The following is a 23,958-nucleotide window of genomic DNA, read 5'->3' as shown; positions in this document are numbered from 1 at the left end:
GAAAATATGTCTGATATAGGAACCTAATATTGGCAATCATTAACCATCTGACACGATTAACAAGGAATAGAAATCACAAATTCTGTACCCTCACCTAAAGTTGAATTTACTTCTAGCATACCTGAGTGTTTATCAACCACAATTTGTCTAGCGATCGCTAATCCTAAACCCGTACCTTTACCCACATTTTTGGTAGTAAATAAATGCTCAAATATTTTAAATTTGACATCATCACTGATACCCACGCCATTATCTTTAATCCGAATCCTGGCATAGTTGCCGTCACCAGATAACTCAGTTTTTACCAAAATATGATTATTAATTTCCCCATAATCTCGCCCTTTATTTGATTCATCTAAAGCATCAATAGCATTACTTAAAATATTCATAAATACCTGATTTAACTGTCCAGCATAACACTTAATATGGGGTAGATTACCGTATTCCTTAATTACTTGAATTTCTGGGCGCATCTGGTTAGCTTTTAGGCGATGCTTCAGAATCATCAATGTACTATCAATGCCATCGTGAATATGGCAAGCAACCGGGCGATCAGTATCGGCGCGGGAGAAAGTTCTTAAACTTACACTTAGATCTTGAATGCGTCCGACTGCCTCCCGCATTGCTCTAATTAATTTGGGCAAATCTTCTCGGATATAATCCAGTTCTATGGATTCTATTTTATCTTGAATCTCATCATCAGTCACAGAATATTTTTCTTGGTATAAATCAATCAAACCCAACAAGTCTTTAATATAATTAATCACCGGGGGAATATTGCACTTAATACAGCCCACGGGATTGTTAATTTCATGGGCAACACCTGCCACTAAATTTCCTAAAGCTGACATTTTTTCATTCTGCACCAGTTGCAGTTGCATAGTTTGCAGTTCCTGTAAAGTTTGCTCCAACTGCTGAGATTTTTCACGCAGTTTATTTTCAGCACGTCTGCGCGCATCAATATCAGTGCAAGTGCCAATCCATTCTTTCACACTACCATCTTTGGCGAAAATAGGGACTCCTTGAACAGCAAAATAACGGTAAATACCATCAGCGCCACGAATGCGGTATTCGGTCTTATATAAACTCTTAGTTTCCACTGCTTTTTGCCAAACTTTAGTAGTGTGAGGGAGATCATCAGGATGCAAGGCATTTAGCCATCCCCTTCCCTTGACTTCTTCTAGGGTTTGTCCAGTATATGCAATCCAATGAACTGTATCTAGGTTTTCTCCTTCAGGACTAGCCAGCCAAATAATTTGAGATGTAGCAGTGGCTAAATAACGATAACGTGCTTCACTTAATTCTAGTTTTTCTACATATTGTTTTAGTTTGTGATTATAAGTCTGTGATTCCTCATAAAGTCGCCCGTTTTCCAGAGAAATGGCAGCTTGAGAACAGAGAAATTTGAGCAACTCAACGCGATCGCTCGTAAAGGCTCCTATAGTTAAATTATTTTCCAAATATAAAATACCCATCAACTGACCTTGGTTGATAATCGGGATACAGATAACACTTTTAGGATGGTTATTTTGGATATAAGTATCAGCATAAAACCTGGGATTTATTCTGGCATCTGCCAGCACTAAATACTTGCCAGTACGGCGAACATTATTAACTACACTAATCGGCAAATCTTGACTAGCTTCTAGGGGAATTGATGGTAATATCTCCGGTGATTTTCCTTGTTCTAATATGGCAACCACATTAAATTTATCATCTTGTTTTAGCACCAATATACACTTATTAGCTCCCGCATTATTAATCACTATTTTTAACAAGTTACTAATCAGCTTGTCTAATTCAATTTCACTAGAAATAGCTTGAGATGCTTGCAGCAAAGTTGTTAAATCCAGGATTTCGGAAATGCTACTAGAAGTATGAGTAGAAGTCATCATACCCCTGGCAATAGTTTCCTTGAATAAATTAGTAGCACGAGGTCGTTGTAAAATCGGGTTCAGCAGTTTAGGATAGCGTTTTTCTAAATCCGCCACCTTAGCTTTTGCACCCCATTTAGCATAACCATAATAGGCATCTTGCATATACCCAGCGGCAACTTTAGCTTTACCCCAATTTAGGTAAAATTTAGCCGCTAGTTCATTAGCTAAGGCTTCTTCTTGGATATATTTGTTGTCTTTGGCTCCGGTAATAGCGCGATCGTATAAATCAATAGCCTCTGCTTTTTCTCCAAAGAATCGACATTTTTCAGCCGCTAACAAATCAACTTTATGCTGATGATTATTGGGGGAAGACTCTGCCCATTCCGCTAATTTTTTCTGATGACTTTTAACCATATCCAGACTATAATCTTGGTCAATTTTTGACGTGGAGCATAAAGCTAAATAGGTTAAACCAGCATAGAAATGGAAAACCGGAATATAAATTGTTCCTCCCACTGCCATCAAATATTGATCAGCTTTGGCAATATATTCCCCAGCATGATGATATTCACCAAATAGATAAGCAAGAATCAATTTATAGATATAGACCACAGCCAGAGCAGTTAATTCATTATCATGATGATGCTTAGGAATCATCACTATTTCATTGTAGTCGTTCCCCTTCAATAAATATGGTGAATCGACAATTTCCCGAAAATTATACACCATCTGCTTTTTAATCTTCAGGTAGGTTAGGGGAGAATCTTGTTTGGCTTTCTCTAAAACTACACAGTAATTGTCAATTTCTGCTTCCCAATCATCTAGCCGCACTCCCGCGAAGAAATTATCATAAAAGTAGTTAAAAATGTTATAACCAGCATAGAGAATTTGACCAGTTTCTATGGCTGCCATATAACCATTTTTGAGGGTGGGAATGGCGGATCTTAATGGTTCTTGACGATGCTGAAGAAAAGTACCAAATAGCAGTAATGTCAGAGATTTTAGTTTTCGGACATTAAACTTATCCAGTAAAATCAAGGCGACTCGCCCAAATTTATAACCTTTTTTAACCTCTCCTAAAAAGGCAGAAAGTACCATACCATAAATTGCATAACCAATGGTTGATGTAGGTGCATTACCAAACCTCAGAGATAAACTAACCATAGTGAACCCCAACAGAGGTAGTATAGTAGGATTTCCTAGAAAAATAGGAGCAAACAAAATCCCTAATAGTTCCATAGCCGCCAAGGTTTCTGGATCTTCCATAACTGGAAAGTTCACTAAATCCTCAATTTTTTTGCCTTCTAGTTGCTGAGAAATAGTTTCTAATGTTTTCGCGGTCAAGGCTTCATCTGGTTGGGACGAAAACTCAACTCCTAGTTCTTTAAGTGCATTTTCGGCTACAGCGATCGCTTCTAACATCCGACTCTGAGCAGTTAGGGCATTTATTTGAATCTCGTAAATTTTGACTTTATCAAGGATATTTTTAGATGATTTTTGCACCAAACTTGATAGGGTTTCCATGGTGTCAAAATCAGCATTTAAGTAGGCAGTTTCTGTCGCAGTAACATACATATTTAAAGCCAGTTGATACTGACTTTCCCAGCAGTCATCCGCCAGCAACTCTAGTCCAGTTTCCACCAAATTTCTCGCCGCCACATAAGCTGTAGAATTTCTGGCTTTTTGTGCTGCTGATAAGTTGAGTTGGGCTAAAGTTTCTCGTTCTTGGGTATCAGTTATTAAACCATGACCTAAATTCAAATGACCCACAATATCAAACAATTTTTCTTCTACTTCTGTCGGTGATAAGTTGTGCTGTAGCAATTGTCCAATTTGCAGATGAGTGGCTTGTTTTTGGTGGTCAGGAATTAAAGAATAACTGGCTTGTTGAATGCGATCGTGCAAAAATCTATAAGTGGGATTTGCTGCACTATTAAACAGTTCTTGATTTTCGGATTGAGTGAAAAATTTATAAATTTTAGTGGTCGGAATAATTAAGCCTTCTTGTAATGCTTTCCATAAAGCTACAGCCGTTACATGGGTTGGCTTCTGACTCACAATTGCTAAAGTATTTAAATCAAAATCCGACCCAATACAAGCAGCCAACTTTAAAAGATCTTGAGTATCTTTAGGCAATTTCTGCAATGGTAATGCCATGAACTCTACCACATCATCACTAAGGGTTAAGGCTTGCACTTTCGCCATATCACATTGCCATCCCCCTTGACTGAATCCTGGTTTAAATGAAGATTTTTTTTGCTCAAATACAATTAATTTTTCATCATGTAAAGCCTTGAGTAACTGGGTGGCAAAAAAAGGATTACCATGGGTTTTTTGGTAAACTAACTTAGCCAAGGATTTAGCCATAGATAATTGACAATTCAGGGTATCTGCTACTAACTGATTTATATCTAATTCTGGCAGAGGTGACAAGGTAATTGTATTAACTGTGGCTCCGCTTTGGATTATCTCATCAACGGTTAAAATAAACGGATGTACTGGTGAAACTTCATGATCTCGATAGGCTCCTAAGATTAACAAATATCCTTGAGTCTCTTGCATCAATAGTTGGAGTAAGTTTAATGATGCTGAATCTGACCATTGCCAATCATCTAAAAATATCACCAGGGGATGTTCTTGGCTGGTGAAAACTTGCAGGAATTTTTGAAACAGTAGATTAAAGCGATTTTGAGCAGCATTACCTGATAATTCTACCGCTGGTGGTTGCGGACCAATAATCTTTTCTAACTCGGGGATAACATCAATCAAAACTTGACCATTCTCTCCCACTGCTTCCAGAATCTCGGTTTTCCATGTTTGAATTTTAGCATCAGATTCTGATAAAATTTGACCCATTAAATCCCGGAATGCTTGCACGAAGGCAGCCCAAGGTATATGACGATTAAATTGGTCATATTTACCTTTAATAAAATAGCCTCTTTGTCGGACTATGGGTTTATGAACTTCATTGATAACTGCAGTTTTACCAATTCCGGAAAAACCCGCCACTAGCATCATTTCGGTTTGATTCATATTGACTCTATCAAAGGCGGCTAATAGTTGCTGAACTTCGGCTTCTCGACCATAGAGTTTTTCGGGAATCATAAAGCGATCGCTTATGTCTTGTTGTGCGATCGCAAAGCTATCAATATTACCGGTTTCTTGTAATTGATGTAAACATTCCTCTAAATCATATTTAATTCCCAAGGCACTCTGATAGCGATCTTCGGCATTTTTCGCCATCAGTTTACTAACAATTTCTGATATCACTATAGGAATATTCGGGTTAATTTCGTGAATTGGTGGGGGCTGTTTGGCGAGATGACAATGTACCAACTCCATCACATCTGACGATTGAAACGGTAGTTTTCCGGTCAGCAATTCATAGCAGGTAACTCCCAGGGAATAGAAATCGCTTCGATAATCTATCCCTCGATTCATTCGACCTGTTTGTTCTGGAGAAATATAGCATAATGTCCCCTCTAAAATATGAGGATTTTTAACTTCTGGTGCTTCCCGTGGTAGTAAGGATGAAATACTAAAATCAATTAATTTAACTTGTTGATGATCAGGATTAATCAAAAGGTTGGCAGGTTTAATATCTTTGTGAATTACCCTGTTTTGGTGAAGATAATGTAGAGTGTCGGCAATTTGAATGGCAATTTTTAGAAAATCTTCCACATGAAAATAGTGATATTTGGTATGTTTATTTCTGGCTGATTCTAAATATTGGTATAGGGCAACTCCCCCACAATCTTCCATAATTAAAGCATAGCTATTACCATATACTTCTAAACTCAAGGGTTTAACAATATTGGGAAAGTCGAGATTTTTGGCAATAGTATATTGATGGCGAAATTGGACAAGTTCGTTAAAACTAGGGTATTCGTGTCGTAAAATTTTGATAACTACAGGTTGCTGGTCACTGCTACGAATGCCTCGATAAACTAGGGTTCTACTCCCTGTGTATAACTCTTCTGTGATTTTATAACCGGGTAAGTTGGCAATAATATTCATAACCTTAATGCTTCTGTTGTTTCTCGATTTTTATGGTTTTATGAATAGTCAAATAGTTAAAATGGCGATCGATATCTATGCTGCCACAGAAAAAAGGCCTGAAGCCCCCTAACTCCATGGCAACGTACTGACTCCTGCTTAGGTTATCAGCCACGCTTTTTGGGGCCGTAACACTTTAATTATAACCATACCATCTCTTATAGCTGTTGGGTTTGGGCTGGTGGCGTAGATTTACCCAAAACCCATCACAGCCTCAACTCCTAGGCAGGATTTTAGCTTTTAGCCCGCCGCAGAAGAGTAAAGATTTGTTTCCGTACAGGTTGAGGAAGCACAGAAATAGCCAACCCTGTCCAGGCTTTGGGGAGAGATGCTGATTGTCCGGCTACAATTAAGACTCGTCCGGCTTGTGTATCGCCAGTTTCTACCATTCGCAACCCTAATAAAAGTTGAGATTCAGCCAGGCGCGATCGCCTAATTGTTTCCAGCTTTTCTGATGGGAATTGGAAATTTTCTAAATAAGTGATTTGATCGCGTAAATAAGGAATAGCCCGGTTTAACCCTTGTTGTTCAGCATGAACCCGATATTCCATCAACCTTTGGGGAATATAATATCCCTGCTTTCCGGCTAAGGCGAGACGCACTAATAAATCATTATCTTCGCAGTTTTGAATATTCGGGCGCATATACCCCACATCAATTAAGGCTTGGCGACGACAGAGGGTAGCTCCTATTTGAAAACTTTGCTGAATAAATACTACTTCTAGGAGATTTTCAACTATACCTTCTGGGAGTTGGCTGCGTCCCCATTTGACCGAGTTAATATCTGTGGCGGTTTGGTCTCGGTTATTGTTAATATCAATTATCCAGTGGTCAGTCCCTACAAAATCAACGGTAGGGTTTTGCTCTAAAATGGCACTGGTTTTTTCGAGAAATTCTGGAGTCAGGCGATCGTCATCATCAAATTTAATAAAATATTCCCCCGTAGCCGCATCAAAACCCGATCGCATATTATTACTTTTGCCAATATTTTTTTGATGGCGAATATAGCGCAATCGCGGGTCTTCATAGCGAGACATAATCTCCACGGTTCCATCAGTCGAACCGTCATCACAGACAATTAACTCGAAATCTTGTTCGGTTTGTTCCAGAACACTGGCGATGGCGATCGGTAACAGCTTAACCCGGTTATAAGTAGGAATACAAACGGTAATTTTAGCCACAGAATCAGCTTAACTTTCACTCGACATGATCAAGTTTAATATGTCCTCGTCTTTTCTACCAGGGATTGATTAGTTCAATATCATAAAGACCAAATTCTTCTCGAATCTTCGGGGTTAATTTTCGGTAATCGAATAGACTAGCTTTCAGGTTTAGCAGTCTAACTTTCAGAGACATATTTTTCCGTTTTTCAATATTAACGAAATCTTCCGAAGATAGATTTTCACTATTTCCTAAAATATAAATAGACCCCACAAAAGGAAGTCGCTCAAGGTGGGATCCTTTCGACTCTACACCCCTCGTAAAATAATTATGACAATAGTAGAAATGATGAATATCTTTAGGAATTTGACTAGGGGATGTGATCGACTCAGGAATTCTTGCTAAAGTTTCCTCTGAGGTATCATATAAATCACTCCTAATAATACTATCGGTACAGGTAAACTCAAATCCACCGTCAGGTAGTGTAAATTCGGATGTTGAAACTTAATATTAGGTTTTTATTGACAGACTACAATTATCCGAAAATCAGGATGAGTCTGATTACACATTGACCTAGCAGTTCTTTCCAGTAGGAGAGAAAGATTATCCCAAGATTTAGATATCTTACGACTTTTAATCGGTATGAAAAAACCCAACATCAACGATCAACCTCTTTTTTGGGATTTTCAACAATCAACAAATTACCACCCTTTAGCAGTTAACTAAGTAAGTGATGGTACGTTGTATTTTTTTGATGGCTTTATCTTTGAAACGTCCGATTTTGGTCAATAAATCTGGTTCGGCAAAATTACTGGGTTTGGCGTTAGGTTGTTTCAGAAAACGATAGTGTAGAAATACATCACGATGGGGAATATTAACATCTTCTCCTCTACTAACTCTGGCAAAATCTGCGGAGGAAAAATTCATGTAGTGGATGCGATGTATAGGCTTTAAGCCTTGCTCATTATACAAAACATTATCCTTGTTCACAAACGGATCAGCATCAGCACAGTTTCCGGTTCTATATTCACCGTTGGGACTGAGTGTATAGTTAAAAATAGAGTGGTTTCGCAGTGTTAAATAGCTAAATAAAAAAGCATCTGATATACCATTGATCCACTCAATTTCTCTATCCTCAATTAAACGGTTTTTTAGTTGATTCACCTTTTCTGTAGAAAATAAACCCTTTTTAGAAGCAAAAAAACTGGAACAGTGCAACTTAGGTCTAATCTGGGATTCGGTAAACTCTCCTGTCGCCTCAATCCGAGGGATATCAAGAGCGGTCAATCTAGTTTTGGCGTGTTCCCAATCATCAAATACCAAATCATAGGTATCTAGTTTCAGGAATATATCATCTACTGGTTTCATCGCTAAAGTATCAGCATCATAAAATACAAACTTGTCAAAGTCTCCTTGAAAAGCCGCCATTTTTCTCTGAAAACGCATTCTTGATTCAATGAGGCGAGCATTACTTTTCTGAAATGCTAGGGGATGGTTAATCCACACTTCTTTAGCAAAATCCTGCCAGCGCTGGATCTCTTGCTGATCTTCATAAATGCTAACATTAGGGCGATCGCCAATTTCCTTTTTTACCTGCTCCATACGGTCATCATAGGGAATAATACAAATAGGTATATCTGGACTCACATTAACCTCTACGCTATTTAAAAAAGCTACCAGTTGATCGAAAACCACATCATTTGCTAAAGTGTATATACCACAAGATGCCATGGGGTCAACTCCTTAATCAGATCTAATTTGAATTAACAATTACCCAGTTAATTACTGAGACTTTCCCATCAACTTAAATGCCGATGAAAATTTTAATGATTTCTTCCACATTCCCCTATCCTCCTACCAAAGGTGGAACCCAAGTCCGTACCTTTAACCTACTCAAATTTTTGAGCCAGACACACCCTATTACTCTTGTAACACAACGCACCTCTGATGTCACTGATGATGACATTGAAGAACTCAGTCAGTGCGTAGATCGGCTCCAGGTGTTTCCCAGAAGTGAACCCGCAGAAGCAAACTGGGGCATTTTCGGCAAAATCTCTCGATTTGGCCAATTCCTACTCAGTGGCACTCCTCCCAATGTTAGAGCAACCTACTCGGTGGATATGCAGGAGTGGATTGATCAAGTAGTTGAAGACGAAGGCTATGATGTCATCACCTGCGAACATAGCATTAATGAGAGTTATGTGCGCCCCGAATGGAAAGACCGCTTAAAAACAGTCGTTAATGTCCACAGTTCAGTTTATGCAACCTGTCGGCAGCAGCTAGAGACTCAAACGGCAGAGAAACCCCTACGCGATCGCCTTAACCTTCCCCTACTTTATCGTTATGAGCAACAATATTGTACCAAATTTTCCTCCATTGTTGCCACCACTCCCGAAGACGGGGAACAGATGCAACACTTTAACCCCATAGCGAAGGTGGAAATTATCCCAAATGGCGTAAACTTTGAGCAGTTTCCCTATCGAACTTTCGACCCAGGTGGACATCAACTCATCTTTGTCGGAGCCATGGACAACATAGCCAACATTGACGCGGCTAGATTTCTCGCCCTAGAGATATTACCCCAGATCCAAAAACGCGCTTCAGATACCACCATTACTATCGTAGGAGCCAGACCCGTACCAGAAGTGTTAGAACTAGCCTATTGTCCAGGGGTAAACGTAACGGGTCGTGTACCTTCAATGGCAGAATATTTACATAAAGCCACAGTCTGTGTAATCCCAATGCGAACCGGGTTCGGCATCAAAAATAAAACCCTAGAGACTATGGCTGCCGGAGTTCCCTTGGTAGCGAGCGATCGCGGTTTAGAAGGTTTAGCCGTCGATGGTGAAGGAGTCGAACTGCGGGCTTTACGAGCTAACACAGTTGAGGAATATGTCCAACAGATAGCCAGGCTGTTTGAAAACCCAGATCTCAGACAAGAACTTTCTCAAAAAGCGCGATCGCTCATCGAAACTGAATATACTTGGGAACGAGCAGGTCAGCGCTATGAACAAGTCCTCATCGGTTGAAGGTCATCACCATAAAGTTAGGGGAGTCAGTTGCCAAATATGAACAATAGACAAGTCCGATTTAATCGACCCATAGACAAGAAATCCAGGGGGACTAATCAGAAACGCCAAGCTGTTTCACCCAGCCGCCAGAAACAACCATTATCACAGCAGCCCCCTTCCCGCCCCTTAGCCCAAAAGCCCAACGTGGCGGGTCAGGGCGGGGGCAATATCGGCCACCATAAACACAAGCCAACTGTCAGAACTCGCCAGTCCCCAAGCCCCCTATCAGTAGCACTAAAAAAGTGGTTAGCCGATAGTCTAGCCTTTAGCCTACTATTTGGTGGTTCAGCCCTATTCAGCGTCAGCGCTTGGTTTAGTTACCAACTGATTCTCAATCCTGACGTAGGAATTTGGCTTAATCAATTTCTACCCGCGAGTACCCAAATTCCCCTAAAACCCAACGATTATCTTTATAGCCTGGAGCAAATCCGAGAAGAACTCAAAGCCCAAGGTCGTTTTTTTGCTGAACCCCTACCCCTTCCTAATCGAGAAGTTTTAGGGGATATGAGCAATAGTGTCAGTACAGCTAGGCTAGAGGAAAGGTTATTCGCCCAAAATCCCTACCTCAAACCCTGGCGCTCATTCCTACTCCCCCATGAATCCCTCGTTCAAACACCCGTAGATCTGTTAATTCCAGTAATGCAGACCCGCGAATCTAGTACAACCATCCCCTGTCCCACTGGTTGTAAAGAAATTGTGGAACTGCGAGTTTATAAATCAGTACAAACTCCCTATCAAGCGGTGGGGACTCCTGAGTTATATCGCCTAGTTTATGAACTACCCGTCAACGGACCAGCAGAGTCTTTTGTACTGGCATCTTTGATTGGAACTCGTGCTAATCAGCAGGGCGGTAATAGACCACTACCCCTAACTGATATCACGACGTTTAAAAATAGGGTTCCTGAATCGGGAGTATGGTTTAACTTATATGGAACCCGTCTGGTGGGGGATACCCGAGTTCCCTACGGACATATAATTCATTACAACCCCAAACATTATCACCTCAGTTCGATGTTGGAGTGGAAAAGTGCTGCGGGACAGCATCCTATATGGGAAAACGTCACCGGGGGACCTTACCCAGAATTATTAGTTGAACAAACCATGGGACTTGAGCCACAATTCAGCATTTATCAAGTCCGACCCCGCCGCTTTGTTCCTAACCCCATTGAGTTAGTTAGCATCTCCCTAGATCAAGAAGTTGTTGACCACTATGCTTATCGAAGAGCTATTAGACTAGCTCGCAGCGGTTTGTGGTCTCCGGCTTTAAGTCTGATGCAACCCCTCAAGAACAATTCCGGCACCGGTGGCGATTATCCCCAAAAATGGCCAGCATTAGCGGAGGCACAACTGCAATTAATTCAGTTCCATGCCAGCATTACAGATGCTCAGGCTACAGCAGCTTGGGCAAGTCCGACTCAAAAGGTACTCGCGGGACTTATTGATGGTCGTTGGAGTGAAGCCCTAAATGTGGTTCAAAGCGCGAGCCTTAACCAAACCGAACTGTTAAACCTCCTACAGGCTGACGGGGGAAGAATCAAAAACCGCATTCAAGCAGCGCTGCTGGAAAACCCAGAAGAACCAGATTTGCAAGCCTGGGGCGCTCTCATTTTGGTGGCCCAATTCGGGAGAGATGAAGCGATCGCATGGTTAGAAACCCAATCTCAAGCCTCCCCAGACAACAAAACCCGCATTCGCCAATTGTTAGATTAATCCATTGGCTCTGGTGCTCTCTTAGGAGCATGATTTAATCTCAAATTAGGTTAATATTTTAGGGCAATATGGTATAAGAAGCGAGAAGAGTTGAGGATAAACCTATTGCCAGATATGTCAAACCCAAGGAAGCGGCTCAAATCCTTGGAGTCCATGAAAGAATACTCCGCAGATGGGACAAAAATGGCTCAATCGAGACCATCAGAACCCCCGCTGGGCAACGACGATACAACGTTGAGTCATATTCTGATTCCATATCAGGCAGTGACAAACGCAAAGTCGTTATCTATGCCAGAGTTAGTAGCCGCGCCCAGCAGTCCGACCTCAACCGACAGGTGGCCGCACTGTCCAACCTCTACCCCGAAGCAGAAGTCGTCTCAGAAATCGGAGGCGGGCTCAACTTCAAGGGAAAGAAAATGCTGGTCTGACTGGGACATCATTTGTCAGGAGATGTCCGCATGGTTGTCGTTGCCCACCCAGACCGATTGGCAATATGGGGATTTGACTTGTTTCGATGGCTCTGTGAGCAAAACAGGTGCTCACTCATGGTTCTCAACGAGACAAGTCTCAGTCCAGAACCAGAAATGGTTGAGGACATCCTCGCCCTCTTCCACTGCTTCAGTTCCCGATTATACCGACGGAGTAAATACAAAACTCAGGTCAAAGAAGATCCGGATTTACCCCAGCCCCGAGCTAAATCAAGTCTGGCGTAAATGGCTGGCTGCTTGTCGGTATTGCTACAACCAAGCAATTGCATTATCCCGGAGTGGTAAACGACTAAGCAAGTTAAAGTTACGCAATAAAGTGATGCAGAGCGACTTACCCGAATGGGTCAAAGAAACACCCTGCCACATTCGGCAAAATGCCATCTTTGATGCCTATCAGGCTTTGAGCGCCAGTCCTGATGCCAGGTTTAGAAGTTGTCGTGACAGCTCTCAAGGGATTAAGTTCAATAATACTAATTTCTCTTCAGGGAGTTGGTATCCAAGACTCACGAAAGGATTAACTTTCATGGTTTCCGAAGCTATCCCTAAAACTTGCGGGCAAGGGACTCAGTTGGTGTTTACCAAAGGTCGATGGTTGGCGATTTTCCCTGAACCAGTTGCCGTTACCCCAACTGAAGCGAATGGCGTAATTGCATTAGACCCGGGTGTGCGAACTTTCATAACTGGGTTTGATGGCTCTCGGTTTCTGGAATTGGGCTCCGGGGATATAGGACGCATTACTAGGCTATGTCAACATTTGGATGATTTGATGAGCCGAATCGCCAAGGAACCCTGTCGTTCAAGGAGGCGACGGATGAGGCAAGCGGCTCAACGAATGAGAACTAAAATCCGGAATTTAGTGGATGAGGCCCACAAACAAATTGCTCACTACTTGACTCACAACTACAGCCTAATTTTTTTGCCCACCTTTGAGACTTCCGATATGGTTGCCAAGGTGAAGCGTCTAATCAGGTCTAAGACTGCCCGCGCCATGCTGACATGGGCGCATTATCGATTCAAACTAACCCTGAGACATCAAGCCGAGATAACTGGAACCACAGTTGTAGATGTGACGGAAGAATACACCAGCAAAACCTGTACTCACTGTGGTCATGTGCATTCCCAGCTAGGTGGCTCAAAAGTGTTCCGATGTCCGGAGTGCGGGTTCACTCTACCCAGGGACTGGAACGGTGCTTTTGGAATCTTTCTAAAAGCTTTGCGGGATACCGCCTCTGTTACCTTAACGGGTAATAGTGCTATCGTCGCATTGTCAGGCAATAGCCGGATAAATGTCGCGTAAATGTATCAGCAGCCAGATTCTCCGTTTCCCCATATTATTGATGTGTCTGACGCACCCGGCGATAATGCGCTAAAATTCTCTTCGGGTTTTTTCGTAATTGTCAATCTGTGCCTTGCCAATCAATCCCGACACTGGTTTATTGGGATCAGGCAGGCCTTATCAAAAACCATAGCGATAACCCCGAAATAATAGCTAAAAAAATACTATGTCTGATTCCCCAACCCCCGAAACCTCTTCAGAAGCTATCCCTAACTCCGGGTCAAAAACCCGCCAGTTACTAGGGATGAAAGGGGCCGCCCCCGGAGAAACATCCATCTGGAAAATTCGCCTGCAACTGATGAAACCAATCACCTGGATTCCCCTAATTTGGGGTGTAGTCTGTGGTGCGGCTTCCTCTGGAGGCTATAGCTGGACACTAGAAGATATCCTTAAAGCAGCCGCCTGTATGCTGCTGTCGGGTCCTTTAATGGCAGGGTATACCCAAACCCTCAACGACTTCTACGATCGCGACCTAGATGCCATTAACGAGCCATATCGCCCTATTCCCTCCGGTGCAATTTCCATCCCTCAAGTCGTATCCCAGATTCTGATTCTCCTGGCTGCAGGTATCGGTCTTGCCTATATCCTAGATGTCTGGGCAGGTCATGAGTTCCCCATGGTCACAGTTCTCTGTATTGGCGGCGCTTTCGTTTCCTATATCTACTCTGCGCCTCCCCTAAAACTCAAGAAAAACGGCTGGTTAGGTAACTATGCTCTCGGAGCCAGTTATATTGCCCTTCCCTGGTGGGCGGGTCATGCCCTATTCGGAGAACTCAACCCCACTATTGTGGTACTCACCCTATTCTACAGCTTGGCGGGGCTAGGTATTGCCATTGTTAACGACTTTAAGAGTGTCGAAGGCGATCGCCAACTTGGCTTACAATCCCTCCCCGTTATGTTTGGCGTAACCACCGCCGCCTGGATCTGTGTATTAATGATTGACATTTTTCAAGCCGGAGTTGCCCTATACTTGATCAGCATTAAGCAAAACCTTTATGCCACCATCTTGTTATTACTCGTGATTCCACAAATTACCTTCCAGGATATGTATTTTATTCGCAATCCCCTGGAAAATGATGTTAAATATCAGGCAAGCGCTCAACCTTTCCTTGTCCTAGGAATGTTGGTTGTGGGTTTAGCCCTAGGTCATGCAGTTTAGTGGGGGAGCAATTGGTGCGTCAGATGAACCAGATTTTGCCTTGACCTATCTCATGGATTTCTCCGACGCACCCTACCAGCTTATCAATAACGCTTTTCAAGATTATATCTGGGCAATTGCCACCAGTCGTTTTTCCTCCCCTTTTAGCAAGGGGCTTCCCACATAAGGAGGTTTACGTGACAGAATTTTCCCCAAAAATTACCGACGAATCTAGGGATAGTCAAAATACTATGCCCCCTACCTCCGTTTTGCACCAAGACTCCGAGGCTCCAGCCCCGCCTCCCCCTGCCGAAACCCCCCTGGGGGTAGGACCCCGTCGCCGTCCAATTAGGCGTTGGCAATGGAAACCTCGCCCTAGATTGTGGATAGGCGTTGGTATCATTACTATAGTCGGAAGTGCGATCGCATTAGGAGCTTATCAGTTCCATCGCCTTGAACAAAGTTTACCCGAGATTTCTGACCTATCAGCCTACAACCGAGATGGAACCCTAACCATTCAAGCCGCAGATGGTACCATTATCATGCAAACCGGACCATCTACCAGGGAGCAGGTATCTCTCGACCAGATCCCAGAGGAGTTAGTCCAGGCATTTATTGCCATAGAAGACCGACGCTTCTATGAACATCGTGGCATTGACTACCAAGGTATTATCAGAGCTTTATCCGCTAATGTCATGGCTACAGGTGTAGTCCAGGGAGGTAGCACCATCACTCAACAATTGGCTCGGATGGTGTTTTTAGACCATGAACGCAGCCTGACTCGTAAACTTAGGGAAGCTATCCTCGCTCAAAAACTTGAGAAAACTCTCACCAAAGAAGAAATCCTCGAACGCTATCTTAATTTAGTCTATTTGGGTTCGGGAGCTTATGGGGTAGCTGATGCAGCTTGGGTCTATTTCAGCAAACCCGTAGAACAACTCACCCTCTCGGAAATGGCTACCTTGGCGGGTTTGCCTCCCGCTCCTAGTCAATATTCGCCCCTGGTGAATTTAGACCTAGCTACCGAACGCCGGAATGTTGTACTGCGCCGAATGCAGGAAATGGGCATGATTTCTGAGGGTCGCGCCAATTCACTGATTCAAAGTGACCTAGTTGTAAATCCTAGCCCCCATAAACGTCTACAGGTTAAGGCTCCCTATTTCGCTAATTTTATTCAAAAGGAACTACCATTATTTGTATCAAAAGAAGCCCTAGAAATTGGGGGCTTGGTGGTGGAAACGAGTTTAAATCTGCAATGGCAGGAAATAGCCGAGCAGGTTGTTAGAGAAGCCGTAAAAATAGACGGGCGCGCCGCTGGGTTTGACCAAGCCGCATTAGTGGCGATCGACCCTACTACCGGAGAAGTTCAAGCTATGGTAGGGGGTGCAAATTACGGGGAAAGTCAGTTTAATCGCGTGACCCAAGCTCAACGACAGCCCGGATCGACTTTTAAAGGGTTGGTCTATGCGGCGGCGATCGCAGCAGGTTTCTCCCCCTATGATAGCTACAATGATGAACCCTATCGAGTCGATGGATATCGCCCCCAAAACTATGGAAACCGTTACGGTGGTTGGCGATCGATGCTTAACGCCCTCAGTAATTCCACTAATGTTATTGCCGTTAGAGTCCTAATTGATGTCGGCTTTGAACCCGTTATTTCTCTCGGTACGAGCATGGGTATCAAATCTGAACTCAAACCCACCTATTCCCTCGCCTTGGGAGCCTATGAAGTTAATCTTTTGGAACTAACCAACGCCTACGGAACCCTCGCCGCCCAAGGCCAATATATCCCCGCTCATGGTATCCGCCGAGTCATCAACCAGAAAGGCGAAACTATCTATCAGGCTCAGTTTACACCTAAACAAGTTCTTGACCCCGACAGCGCCGCTATTACTACCTGGATGCTAACTGGTGTGGTACGCAACGGCACAGGTGGGGCCGCTTACCTTGCCGATCGCGATGTCGCAGGTAAAACTGGCACTTCTGAACAAGCTAGGGATCTCTGGTTTATTGGTTATATTCCGCAACTGGTGGCGGGAGTATGGCTAGGAAACGACAACAATGATCGCACTTGGGGCGCTAGTAGTACCGCCGCCTTTAATTGGCGTGAGTTTATGAAACGAGTAGTTGAGGATTTACCCGTTGAGGAGTTTCCGGAACTTCCCGACCTCGACAGCCACCGGGGAAGCATTAAAGCTAAACCCCATCAACCTAAATGGGTACAAACTGGACCGGCCGCCATTCGTCCTGATGATGACGACTACCACAAACATATTAATAACTCCAGCGACTATGGAAATGATGGCTATTACTACTAACCACTCCCTGTGCGTAGGCAGGCCGGTTTACTGATTTTTGCCGATTCAGCTAAAATTCAGTCAGAATAACAATAAATCTCTTTACAGGAGCTTTCTCTAATCATGGATGAACTGACACCCATCTTCAAAGAATTTACCCAAGATCCGATCTCGTTTTTGGGTGGCTTTGTCTCTAGCGTCCTGCGACTCAACTTATCAGAAGACCCAGTGAAAAGCTGGTTAGAAAAGGAAACCGGAACCCCAGTCTCTTCCTCAACCTCTGACCGAGACAATAATGGCTCGAGTAATGGGCCTCAATCAATTACCATTGACTAAACAGCCGGCTATATTTTCACCGAGAAACTATTGTCCCTGAGCGCTAATGTTCAACCTCTGCGCCTTGAGTACCAGCAACCCTCTTTCATAGCCGAGGTTGGCGTAGCTGTCGCATACGGCTTAATATGTTGGCAGGTGTTAATTCTGAGGAGTGTTGTTCTATGAGCAAATTATGGGGCTATAGTTTCTGGTCAAAAGTAGCAATGATTCTTCCCCTTACCAGTGCGATCGCTTCTATTATCCATACCAATACAGCGATCGCCCAACTCTCCGAAGACATCATTAGCAGCGATGACCTAGTAGAAGTTCAGGGACAAGTTACCTCCGTTTCCCAACTCTCAGACGTTCAACCCACAGACTGGGCATTTCAAGCCCTACAATCCCTAGTTGAACGCTATGGCTGCATAGCAGGATATCCCGACGGAACCTATAGAGGCAACCGCGCGATGACCCGCTACGAATTCGCCGCCGGACTCAACGCCTGTTTAGAAAGAATTAACGAACTGATCGCCGCCTCCGTAGTTGATAAAGTCACCCGTGAAGATCTCGCCGTCCTCCAACGTCTCCAGGAGGAATTTGCCGCCGAACTCGCCACCTTGGGAGGTCGTATCTTCGCCCTTGAAGCCAGAACCGCAGAATTAGAAGCTAACCAATTTTCCACTACCACCATATTCGGTGGTGAAGCCATCTTCGGCTTTGCGGGTGCTGTAGGCGGAGACCCTCCCGGCACCGGAGACAACCATCAAGCTACCCTCCACTATCTCCTGCGTCTCGGAACCGTATCTTCCTTTAGTGGTCTGGACCGTCTCCGCATAGGCTTCGTTTCCGGTAACTTTGAAAACAGAGGATTAGCCGGAACCGTCGAAAATCCAGGGTTTGGAGATATGGCTCTGCTGTCATACCAAACTGATACCAATGATCAACTATTCCTCGATTACCTAGAATATAGATTTCCCGCCTTTAATAACCGGGTAGTCTTCACCGTCCGCCCCGTAGGATTTAGTCTCAGCAACGTCCTCACTGCTAACTCACCCTTTTTTGATAGCGGTCGGGGTGCTATTTCCCGCTTTGGCGAGGGTAGCCCCCTATTTAAAATCGGCGCTTTAGATGGAGGCGCTGGGTTCGATTGGTTAGTTGCCGATAGGGTGCGACTACAGGTAGCCTATGGGACTCGCGGCAGCTCCGATGCCAGACTCGGCATTAGTCATTCCGATCATAGTGCTTTAGGAGTACAATTGTTACTCAAGCCCAGTGCTAACACCTTGGCAGGTTTAACCTATATTAATGCCTACTCTGCCAATGGTCGCTTAGACACCCTCACCGGAAGTTTTAGCGCCGATACCTCCGGTTTACTCGATGAACCTATGAACTTTAATGCAGTAGGGGGGTCATTCCAGTGGCGTATCAAGTCTAATATCACCCTCGCAGCCTTTGGGGGCGTGACCTTTGGGGAATCAACCACCAGCAACGCCTATGCCAACACTACTACCTACAGCCTTTCTCTGGGTTGGTCTGAACCCTTCGGCCGTAATGGCGACCTATTTGCCTTTATCTTTGGTCAACCGCCTAAACTGGTAGCCGGCCGTAATTTGCCCTTGGGAGAAGATCGCGATACCTCCTTACACTTCGAGACTTTCTACCGTTTCCGTGTCAGTGATTATATCTGGGTGACACCGGGTGTATTTATGGTTACCAATCCAGAACATAATGCTAATAATGACACAGTTGTAATCGGTGTTTTGCGTACCACATTCTTATTTTAATCATTTTTCATGGATGAACTGAGGCTGCGACTGATTCTTGAAAACCAACCCGAAAGGCTAATTCCAGTCGATCGCAATGAATTTATTATTGGGCGATCGCCTGAGTGTAACTTGCAACTGCCTTTTATTGAAGTATCGCGCCGTCATACCCGCATTTATAAAGGGACTGATGGTGGTTGGTGGGTGGAAGATTTAGGTAGTAAAAACGGCACTTGTCTAAATGATATATCCTTAGCCCAGCCTCACCCCCTCAAAGTTAACGACCAGTTGCGAATTGATCAGATCCGCTTAGATATCCTACCACCAGATACCAAGAAAAATGGCGGGCGCAAAATTGGGACTCTGGTGGAAGGAACTAATTTAATTGGTCGGGTTCAGGATCTGAAACAACAATGGATTCAAAGTAACACCCAATTTGATGAGGACATTAATAATTATCGTCGCTCTGTAGCCCGCCTACAAGACCTAGTAGAAATTGCTAAATGTTTGAATAGTGCTGAGTCTATTGATGCCATTTTCTCACAAACTCAGTCCGTGATTTTTCATGATATCCCCATTATTGAACGCTTGGCTTTACTGGTTGACCTCAATGGCGACGGACAACTAGAACTCGTCAAAGTTGCCTCCAAAAAATCCAGTCACAGCCTAGATATCTATAATGATGGAAGTTGGATTAGTCGCAGTATTTGTAAGCGAGTTTTTCGTGACAAAATCGCCATTAAAACCGCTGATGCCCAACAGGATACACGCTTTGAAAGTGAACCCAGTATCCTGGTTAAAGATATCAGATCTTGCATTGCAGTTCCCCTGTGGGATGAGGATAATGTGGTGGGTGTTTTATATGGAGATGCTCATTTTTCCTTTGAATACTGGACTCGTGGCGGTGATGAAGATTTGAGCTTTTTCTCAGCTTTGGGAAATTTAGTTGCTGCTAGTATTCAACGTTGGTTACTTACTCAAAAATTGCAGCAGGAAGGCACTATCCGTCAACGTCTTGAACGCTACCACACCCCGGCGGTCGTACAGCATTTAATCAATGTGGGCGCTTTAGACAATGGACGTTTGCCTTCCACAGATGCTGAAATTAGTATCTTATTTGCTGATATTGTCGGTTTTACAGCCCTTTCGGAACGCTTACCTGCTAATGAATTAGCTACATTACTTAATGCTTTTTTTGAGGAAATGTTGCAGGAAGTTTTTGCCCTGGGAGGAACTTTAGATAAGTTTATTGGTGATTGTATTATGGCGTTTTTTGGCGCGCCCGAACCCCAAGCAGACCACGCAGAACGCGCTGTTAATGCCTCTTTGGGAATGTTAGAACGCCTGGAACAACTCAACGCTAAAGGCAAGTTATCCGAACCACTACAACTGCGAATTGCTATTAATAGCGGTAGGGCAGTAGTTGGGGATGTCGGTAGCTCCCAACGAGTAGATTATACCGTATTGGGGGGAACAATTAATTTGGCGGCGAGAATGGAGCCGATTTGTCCCCCAGGAAAGTGTGTCATTAGTCAGGCGACTTATCAAATGTTGCGATCGCCTGAGCAATTTGCTCTAATGGGAGACTACACCTTTAAAGGCATTGATCATCCCGTCACCATTTATCAAAATGTGGAAGTTGGAAAACCTGGATCACCCTAGTCTAATTGGATTAATTCCGGTGATTATTAATATGTCTAACTCTCGCCCCCGCCCATTGCAATTTTTCCCGCAGGGTTTGATAAAACGAATAGTCCTCCCGCAGAATGATAAATTGAGCCTGACAGTCTGCTTTCCTCACATCAACCCGCTGTCCCGGCCAAATCGATGTGGCCAATACCCCATCAGTCCATAATTTAGTATCATGTTCGAGGTCAGCTAGGGGCCAAATACTGACCACTGACCCCGAAGGAATTACCACAGGACGACTGGAAAAGCTGAGGGGACAAATGGGACTAACAGTGATCGCATCCATCCCCGGATGCACAATCGGACCGCCTGCAGACGCATTATAGCAGGTAGATCCCGTGGGGGTTCCCACAATTAAGCCATCCCCTTGATATTGATCAATTACTTCCCCGTCAACTTCCATTTCTAAGATAGAAGTAGGCATTCGATACGCAGAAGCAGGCTTTACGCACATCTCATTAAGGGCTAAAAAGCGATCGCTTAACGGTTCCAGGTTATGGCGGGAACCTTCAAAAACCGCCGCCTGTAACATCATCCGCTGTCCGATAGCGTAGCGATCCTCAAATAAACGATCTATAACCGTTTCCGTATCCTCTATATCCTCAAAGGACTCTGTTAAAAATCCTAAATGCCCCCCCACATTCGCCGCTAAAATGGGGATACCTACTTCCGCTAAATGTCGCGCCGCCGCTAAAGCTGTTCCATCCCCCCCTAATACCACCGCCAAATCAATAGGACTACTACTAGAAGCTAGAAACACCGGATAGGGGTTATCTTTCGCCCCACTCGGTCCCATCAGAACCTGACATCCCCGCTGTTCAAATTGTTTGGCGTACTGTTGCGCCCAACGCTGACTCAGCCTATCCCTAGATTTATGAGCAATGATGACTTGTTTAATCTGCACAGTCCCAGTTAACCTTGGTTTAATCTATGATTATCCACCAAAACTGCCGAACACAGCAATTGTCTGATTCTCTGTTTTTTTAACTCGCCATGACTAATTCTATTCTTCAATCTGTCCTTAATCTCTTTTTAAAGCCAGAATGTCCCATCTGTGCCAGACCTACGGATCAGGAGTTCTGCCGCTATTGCGAACAACAATTGTTAGAATGTCAATTTACCCACGGAGGAATGTTCCCCGGCGAGGTGCCGATTTTTGTTTGGGGTCGTTATGGGGGAGTCCTTAAACAAGCGATCGCGGCTTTAAAATATGATGGGAACCCACAGATCGCCAAAATGTTAGGCTATTGTCTAGCCGAGGGCTGGCTCGATACTGTGAAGCGCGTTCCCCAGAATTTAGTTGTAGTTCCTATTCCCCTACACCCCGCTAAACTCAAACAACGGGGTTTTAATCAGGCCGAATTATTGGGGCGCGGCTTCTGTGAAATCACCGGTTTATCTATGAAACCCCATGGTTTACAAAGGCTCAAAAATACCGAAGCCCTGCACGGCTTGTCCCGCCCAGAACGATATCAGAATTTGCAGGGGGCTTTACGAGTCGGAAAAGACCCCCTTCCCCCTCGCAGTTCTGTGTTGATTATTGATGATATTTATACCACTGGGGCTACGGTTAATGCTGCTATTCAAGCCTTCAAGTTGAGAAAAATTAAAGTAGCTGGAGTGGTCGCATTAGCTACCACAGCTTCCCCTAAATCTTCCCCTCGTTCACTATCATCTATGGGCTAGGTACTGACAACCCTACCAATAACTTATTCCTTTTGGTTGAGATATCCCTAGATTGGGCTAAAATCTAATTAGCCATCATAGCCATCACCGACAATCATTATGGGCTTATTTGAAGATTTCAGCCGCTTTCTGGAAACCCGCCTAGAGGAATTTTTGCGAGATCATCCTGATTTGGAATTGCAAGCCATTGAGGAACAATTGCGTCAACAGGAAGAAGACACCCTCCGATTAATTGCTGACCTCCAGCGTGAGGAAAAGAAATGCACTGAAGAAATTTTGGCGATCGCACAAGATATCCAAAAATGGCATAAATGGGTCGCTAAAGCACAAGCCGCCAACCGCCCTGACCTCGCTGAAGCCGCCCAAGAAAGAGAAGCCGCCCTATTGCGACAGGGAAATCAGCGCTGGGGACAAATGCAGGGCGTTAAAAACCGCATCGAAAAGTCTAAGGAACTCTATCGCCAGATTCAACAGCGACGCAAAGAGGTTAAAATTAAACAGCAGGAATTAGCTGCTAACCGCGCTAAAGCTACCCAAACTAAATCTTGGGAAACACAGGGATGGAACCAAGGAAATGATTACACTCGCTTTCAAGCTACCCCTGACCCCCTCGAACAGCAGTTTCGTCAGTGGGAAATGGATGAGGAACTCGAACAACTCAAGCGCAATATGCGTCAATAACTTTGTGTTAACTTTTGTTACAAAAAATTAAGAAATGTTGCAAAAAATTTTTTTTTCGGGGGGAGGGGTTGCTTTTGGTGGCGCTCCCGGCTATACTTTATATAATGGTAATAGTGACTTTTTTCAAATTTAAGTATATATTCTCATTATTAAACTGTATGTCAATATCCTACCACAAGTTCCCGGCTGTTGTCAACCCTCGGCGCAGGAGGGGCCGAACAAATTTTTTTTTTGAATAAAAAATCAACAGTGCTAAAGCTACCCAAACTAAATCTTGGGAAACACAGGGATGGAACCAAGGAAATGATTACACTCGCTTTCAAGCTACCCCTGACCCCCTCGAACAGCAGTTTCGTCAGTGGGAAATGGATGAGGAACTCGAACAACTCAAGCGCAATATGCGTCAATAACTTTGTGTTAACTTTTGTTACAAAAAATTAAGAAATGTTGCAAAAAATTTTTTTTTCGGGGGGAGGGGTTGCTTTTGGTGGCGCTCCCGGCTATACTTTATATAATGGTAATAGTGACTTTTTTCAAATTTAAGTATATATTCTCATTATTAAACTGTATGTCAGTATCCTACCACAAGTTCCCGGCTGTTGTCAACCCTCCGCGCAGGATGGGCCGAACAAATTTTTTTTGAATAAAAAATCAACAGTGATTCTGGGAAGCCGACCCTAGCGGGTCGGT

17 protein-coding genes and 1 pseudogene are annotated in these 23,958 nt (G+C 43.8%); 13 read left to right on the top strand and 5 right to left on the bottom strand.

Annotated features, from left to right (window positions below; genetic code table 11):
• Positions 1–56 precede the first annotated feature (56 nt).
• From XZ46_RS13770 to XZ46_RS13755, 4 genes are all read right to left on the bottom strand, one after another.
• Entirely contained in the window at positions 57–5,894 is a 5,838-nt protein-coding gene (locus XZ46_RS13770; protein ID WP_008051253.1) for an AAA family ATPase, read from the bottom strand.
• Positions 5,895–6,166: 272 nt separating this feature from the next.
• Positions 6,167–7,114: a glycosyltransferase family 2 protein gene (locus XZ46_RS13765; RefSeq protein WP_006625322.1), complete on the bottom strand. Its 948-nt coding sequence runs from the start codon at positions 7,112–7,114 to the stop codon at positions 6,167–6,169.
• Positions 7,115–7,169: 55 nt separating this feature from the next.
• Positions 7,170–7,367: a hypothetical protein gene (locus XZ46_RS13760; protein ID WP_006625323.1), complete on the bottom strand. Its 198-nt coding sequence runs from the start codon at positions 7,365–7,367 to the stop codon at positions 7,170–7,172.
• A 438-nt stretch (positions 7,368–7,805) separates the two neighbouring features.
• On the bottom strand, positions 7,806–8,825 hold the full coding sequence (locus XZ46_RS13755) for an Npun_R2821/Npun_R2822 family protein (RefSeq protein WP_006625324.1): 1,020 nt from the start codon (positions 8,823–8,825) through the stop codon (positions 7,806–7,808).
• A gap of 83 nt (positions 8,826–8,908) precedes the next feature.
• Here XZ46_RS13755 and XZ46_RS13750 point away from each other — a divergent pair, with 83 nt between their 5' ends.
• The 10 genes and pseudogenes from XZ46_RS13750 to XZ46_RS13710 all read left to right on the top strand — a co-directional run bounded on the left by XZ46_RS13750 (position 8,909) and on the right by XZ46_RS13710 (position 20,874).
• Positions 8,909–10,123 (top strand): glycosyltransferase family 4 protein, encoded by a 1,215-nt coding sequence (locus XZ46_RS13750; protein ID WP_006670207.1) that lies wholly within the window; start codon positions 8,909–8,911, stop codon positions 10,121–10,123.
• Positions 10,124–10,162: 39 nt separating this feature from the next.
• Positions 10,163–11,875 (top strand): hypothetical protein, encoded by a 1,713-nt coding sequence (locus XZ46_RS13745; protein WP_006625327.1) that lies wholly within the window; start codon positions 10,163–10,165, stop codon positions 11,873–11,875.
• 104 nt (positions 11,876–11,979) lie between these two features.
• A pseudogene (locus XZ46_RS38305) lies at positions 11,980–12,057 on the top strand (IS607 family transposase); the annotation flags it as partial.
• Positions 12,029–13,660, top strand: coding sequence for an RNA-guided endonuclease InsQ/TnpB family protein (locus XZ46_RS13740; protein WP_438829467.1), 1,632 nt, complete (start codon positions 12,029–12,031; stop codon positions 13,658–13,660). The pseudogene XZ46_RS38305 and the gene XZ46_RS13740, both read left to right, overlap by 29 nt.
• 205 nt (positions 13,661–13,865) lie before the next feature.
• The gene (chlG, locus tag XZ46_RS13730) at positions 13,866–14,858 is read left to right on the top strand and encodes a chlorophyll synthase ChlG (RefSeq protein ID WP_006625329.1); all 993 of its coding nucleotides are present in this window, start codon (positions 13,866–13,868) and stop codon (positions 14,856–14,858) included.
• Positions 14,848–15,024, top strand: coding sequence for a hypothetical protein (locus tag XZ46_RS35415; protein ID WP_006625330.1), 177 nt, complete (start codon positions 14,848–14,850; stop codon positions 15,022–15,024). The genes chlG and XZ46_RS35415 overlap by 11 nt, the downstream gene beginning before the upstream one ends.
• A 10-nt stretch (positions 15,025–15,034) precedes the next feature.
• Positions 15,035–17,155, top strand: a complete 2,121-nt coding sequence (locus tag XZ46_RS13725) for a transglycosylase domain-containing protein (protein ID WP_008051241.1) — start codon at positions 15,035–15,037, stop codon at positions 17,153–17,155.
• 102 nt (positions 17,156–17,257) lie between these two features.
• Positions 17,258–17,470: a ssl0294 family protein gene (locus XZ46_RS13720; RefSeq protein WP_006619291.1), complete on the top strand. Its 213-nt coding sequence runs from the start codon at positions 17,258–17,260 to the stop codon at positions 17,468–17,470.
• Positions 17,471–17,631: 161 nt separating this feature from the next.
• Positions 17,632–19,233 (top strand): iron uptake porin, encoded by a 1,602-nt coding sequence (locus XZ46_RS13715; RefSeq protein WP_006625332.1) that lies wholly within the window; start codon positions 17,632–17,634, stop codon positions 19,231–19,233.
• 9 nt (positions 19,234–19,242) lie between these two features.
• The gene (locus XZ46_RS13710; RefSeq protein ID WP_006625333.1) at positions 19,243–20,874 is read left to right on the top strand and encodes an adenylate/guanylate cyclase domain-containing protein; all 1,632 of its coding nucleotides are present in this window, start codon (positions 19,243–19,245) and stop codon (positions 20,872–20,874) included.
• A gap of 10 nt (positions 20,875–20,884) precedes the next feature.
• Here the strand turns inward: XZ46_RS13710 and XZ46_RS13705 are convergent, their stop codons facing one another.
• Positions 20,885–21,805, bottom strand: coding sequence for an NAD(+) kinase (locus tag XZ46_RS13705; RefSeq protein ID WP_006625334.1), 921 nt, complete (start codon positions 21,803–21,805; stop codon positions 20,885–20,887).
• Between the two features lie 89 nt (positions 21,806–21,894).
• Between XZ46_RS13705 and XZ46_RS13700 the strand changes: the two genes are divergently transcribed.
• The 3 genes from XZ46_RS13700 (at position 21,895) to XZ46_RS38580 (ending at position 23,678) form a co-directional block, all read left to right on the top strand.
• Complete coding sequence (locus XZ46_RS13700) at positions 21,895–22,587, top strand: ComF family protein (RefSeq protein ID WP_006625335.1); 693 nt, start codon at positions 21,895–21,897, stop codon at positions 22,585–22,587.
• Positions 22,588–22,686: 99 nt separating this feature from the next.
• Positions 22,687–23,268 (top strand): TIGR04376 family protein, encoded by a 582-nt coding sequence (locus tag XZ46_RS13695; protein ID WP_008051236.1) that lies wholly within the window; start codon positions 22,687–22,689, stop codon positions 23,266–23,268.
• Between the two features lie 242 nt (positions 23,269–23,510).
• Positions 23,511–23,678 (top strand): hypothetical protein, encoded by a 168-nt coding sequence (locus XZ46_RS38580; protein ID WP_488193805.1) that lies wholly within the window; start codon positions 23,511–23,513, stop codon positions 23,676–23,678.
• Positions 23,679–23,958: the final 280 nt, after the last annotated feature.

The sequence above is a fragment of the Limnospira indica PCC 8005 genome (assembly GCF_000973065.1).
GTDB classification, from domain to species: Bacteria; Cyanobacteriota; Cyanobacteriia; order Cyanobacteriales; family Microcoleaceae; genus Limnospira; species Limnospira fusiformis.
This window is presented reverse-complemented; position numbering and strand designations above follow the sequence as displayed.

What these genes read in the sequence shown, in the direction of transcription:
- XZ46_RS13770 (WP_008051253.1), bottom strand. Translation starts at nt 5,894, where the DNA reads ATGAATATTATTGCCAACTTACCCGGTTATAAAATCACAGAAGAGTTA.
- XZ46_RS13755 (WP_006625324.1), bottom strand. Translation starts at nt 8,825, where the DNA reads ATGGCATCTTGTGGTATATACACTTTAGCAAATGATGTGGTTTTCGAT.
- XZ46_RS13750 (WP_006670207.1), top strand. Translation starts at nt 8,909, where the DNA reads ATGAAAATTTTAATGATTTCTTCCACATTCCCCTATCCTCCTACCAAA.
- XZ46_RS13745 (WP_006625327.1), top strand. Translation starts at nt 10,163, where the DNA reads ATGAACAATAGACAAGTCCGATTTAATCGACCCATAGACAAGAAATCC.
- XZ46_RS13740 (WP_438829467.1), top strand. Translation starts at nt 12,029, where the DNA reads ATGAAAGAATACTCCGCAGATGGGACAAAAATGGCTCAATCGAGACCA.
- chlG (WP_006625329.1), top strand. Translation starts at nt 13,866, where the DNA reads ATGTCTGATTCCCCAACCCCCGAAACCTCTTCAGAAGCTATCCCTAAC.
- XZ46_RS35415 (WP_006625330.1), top strand. Translation starts at nt 14,848, where the DNA reads ATGCAGTTTAGTGGGGGAGCAATTGGTGCGTCAGATGAACCAGATTTT.
- XZ46_RS13720 (WP_006619291.1), top strand. Translation starts at nt 17,258, where the DNA reads ATGGATGAACTGACACCCATCTTCAAAGAATTTACCCAAGATCCGATC.
- XZ46_RS13715 (WP_006625332.1), top strand. Translation starts at nt 17,632, where the DNA reads ATGAGCAAATTATGGGGCTATAGTTTCTGGTCAAAAGTAGCAATGATT.
- XZ46_RS13710 (WP_006625333.1), top strand. Translation starts at nt 19,243, where the DNA reads ATGGATGAACTGAGGCTGCGACTGATTCTTGAAAACCAACCCGAAAGG.
- XZ46_RS13700 (WP_006625335.1), top strand. Translation starts at nt 21,895, where the DNA reads ATGACTAATTCTATTCTTCAATCTGTCCTTAATCTCTTTTTAAAGCCA.
- XZ46_RS13695 (WP_008051236.1), top strand. Translation starts at nt 22,687, where the DNA reads ATGGGCTTATTTGAAGATTTCAGCCGCTTTCTGGAAACCCGCCTAGAG.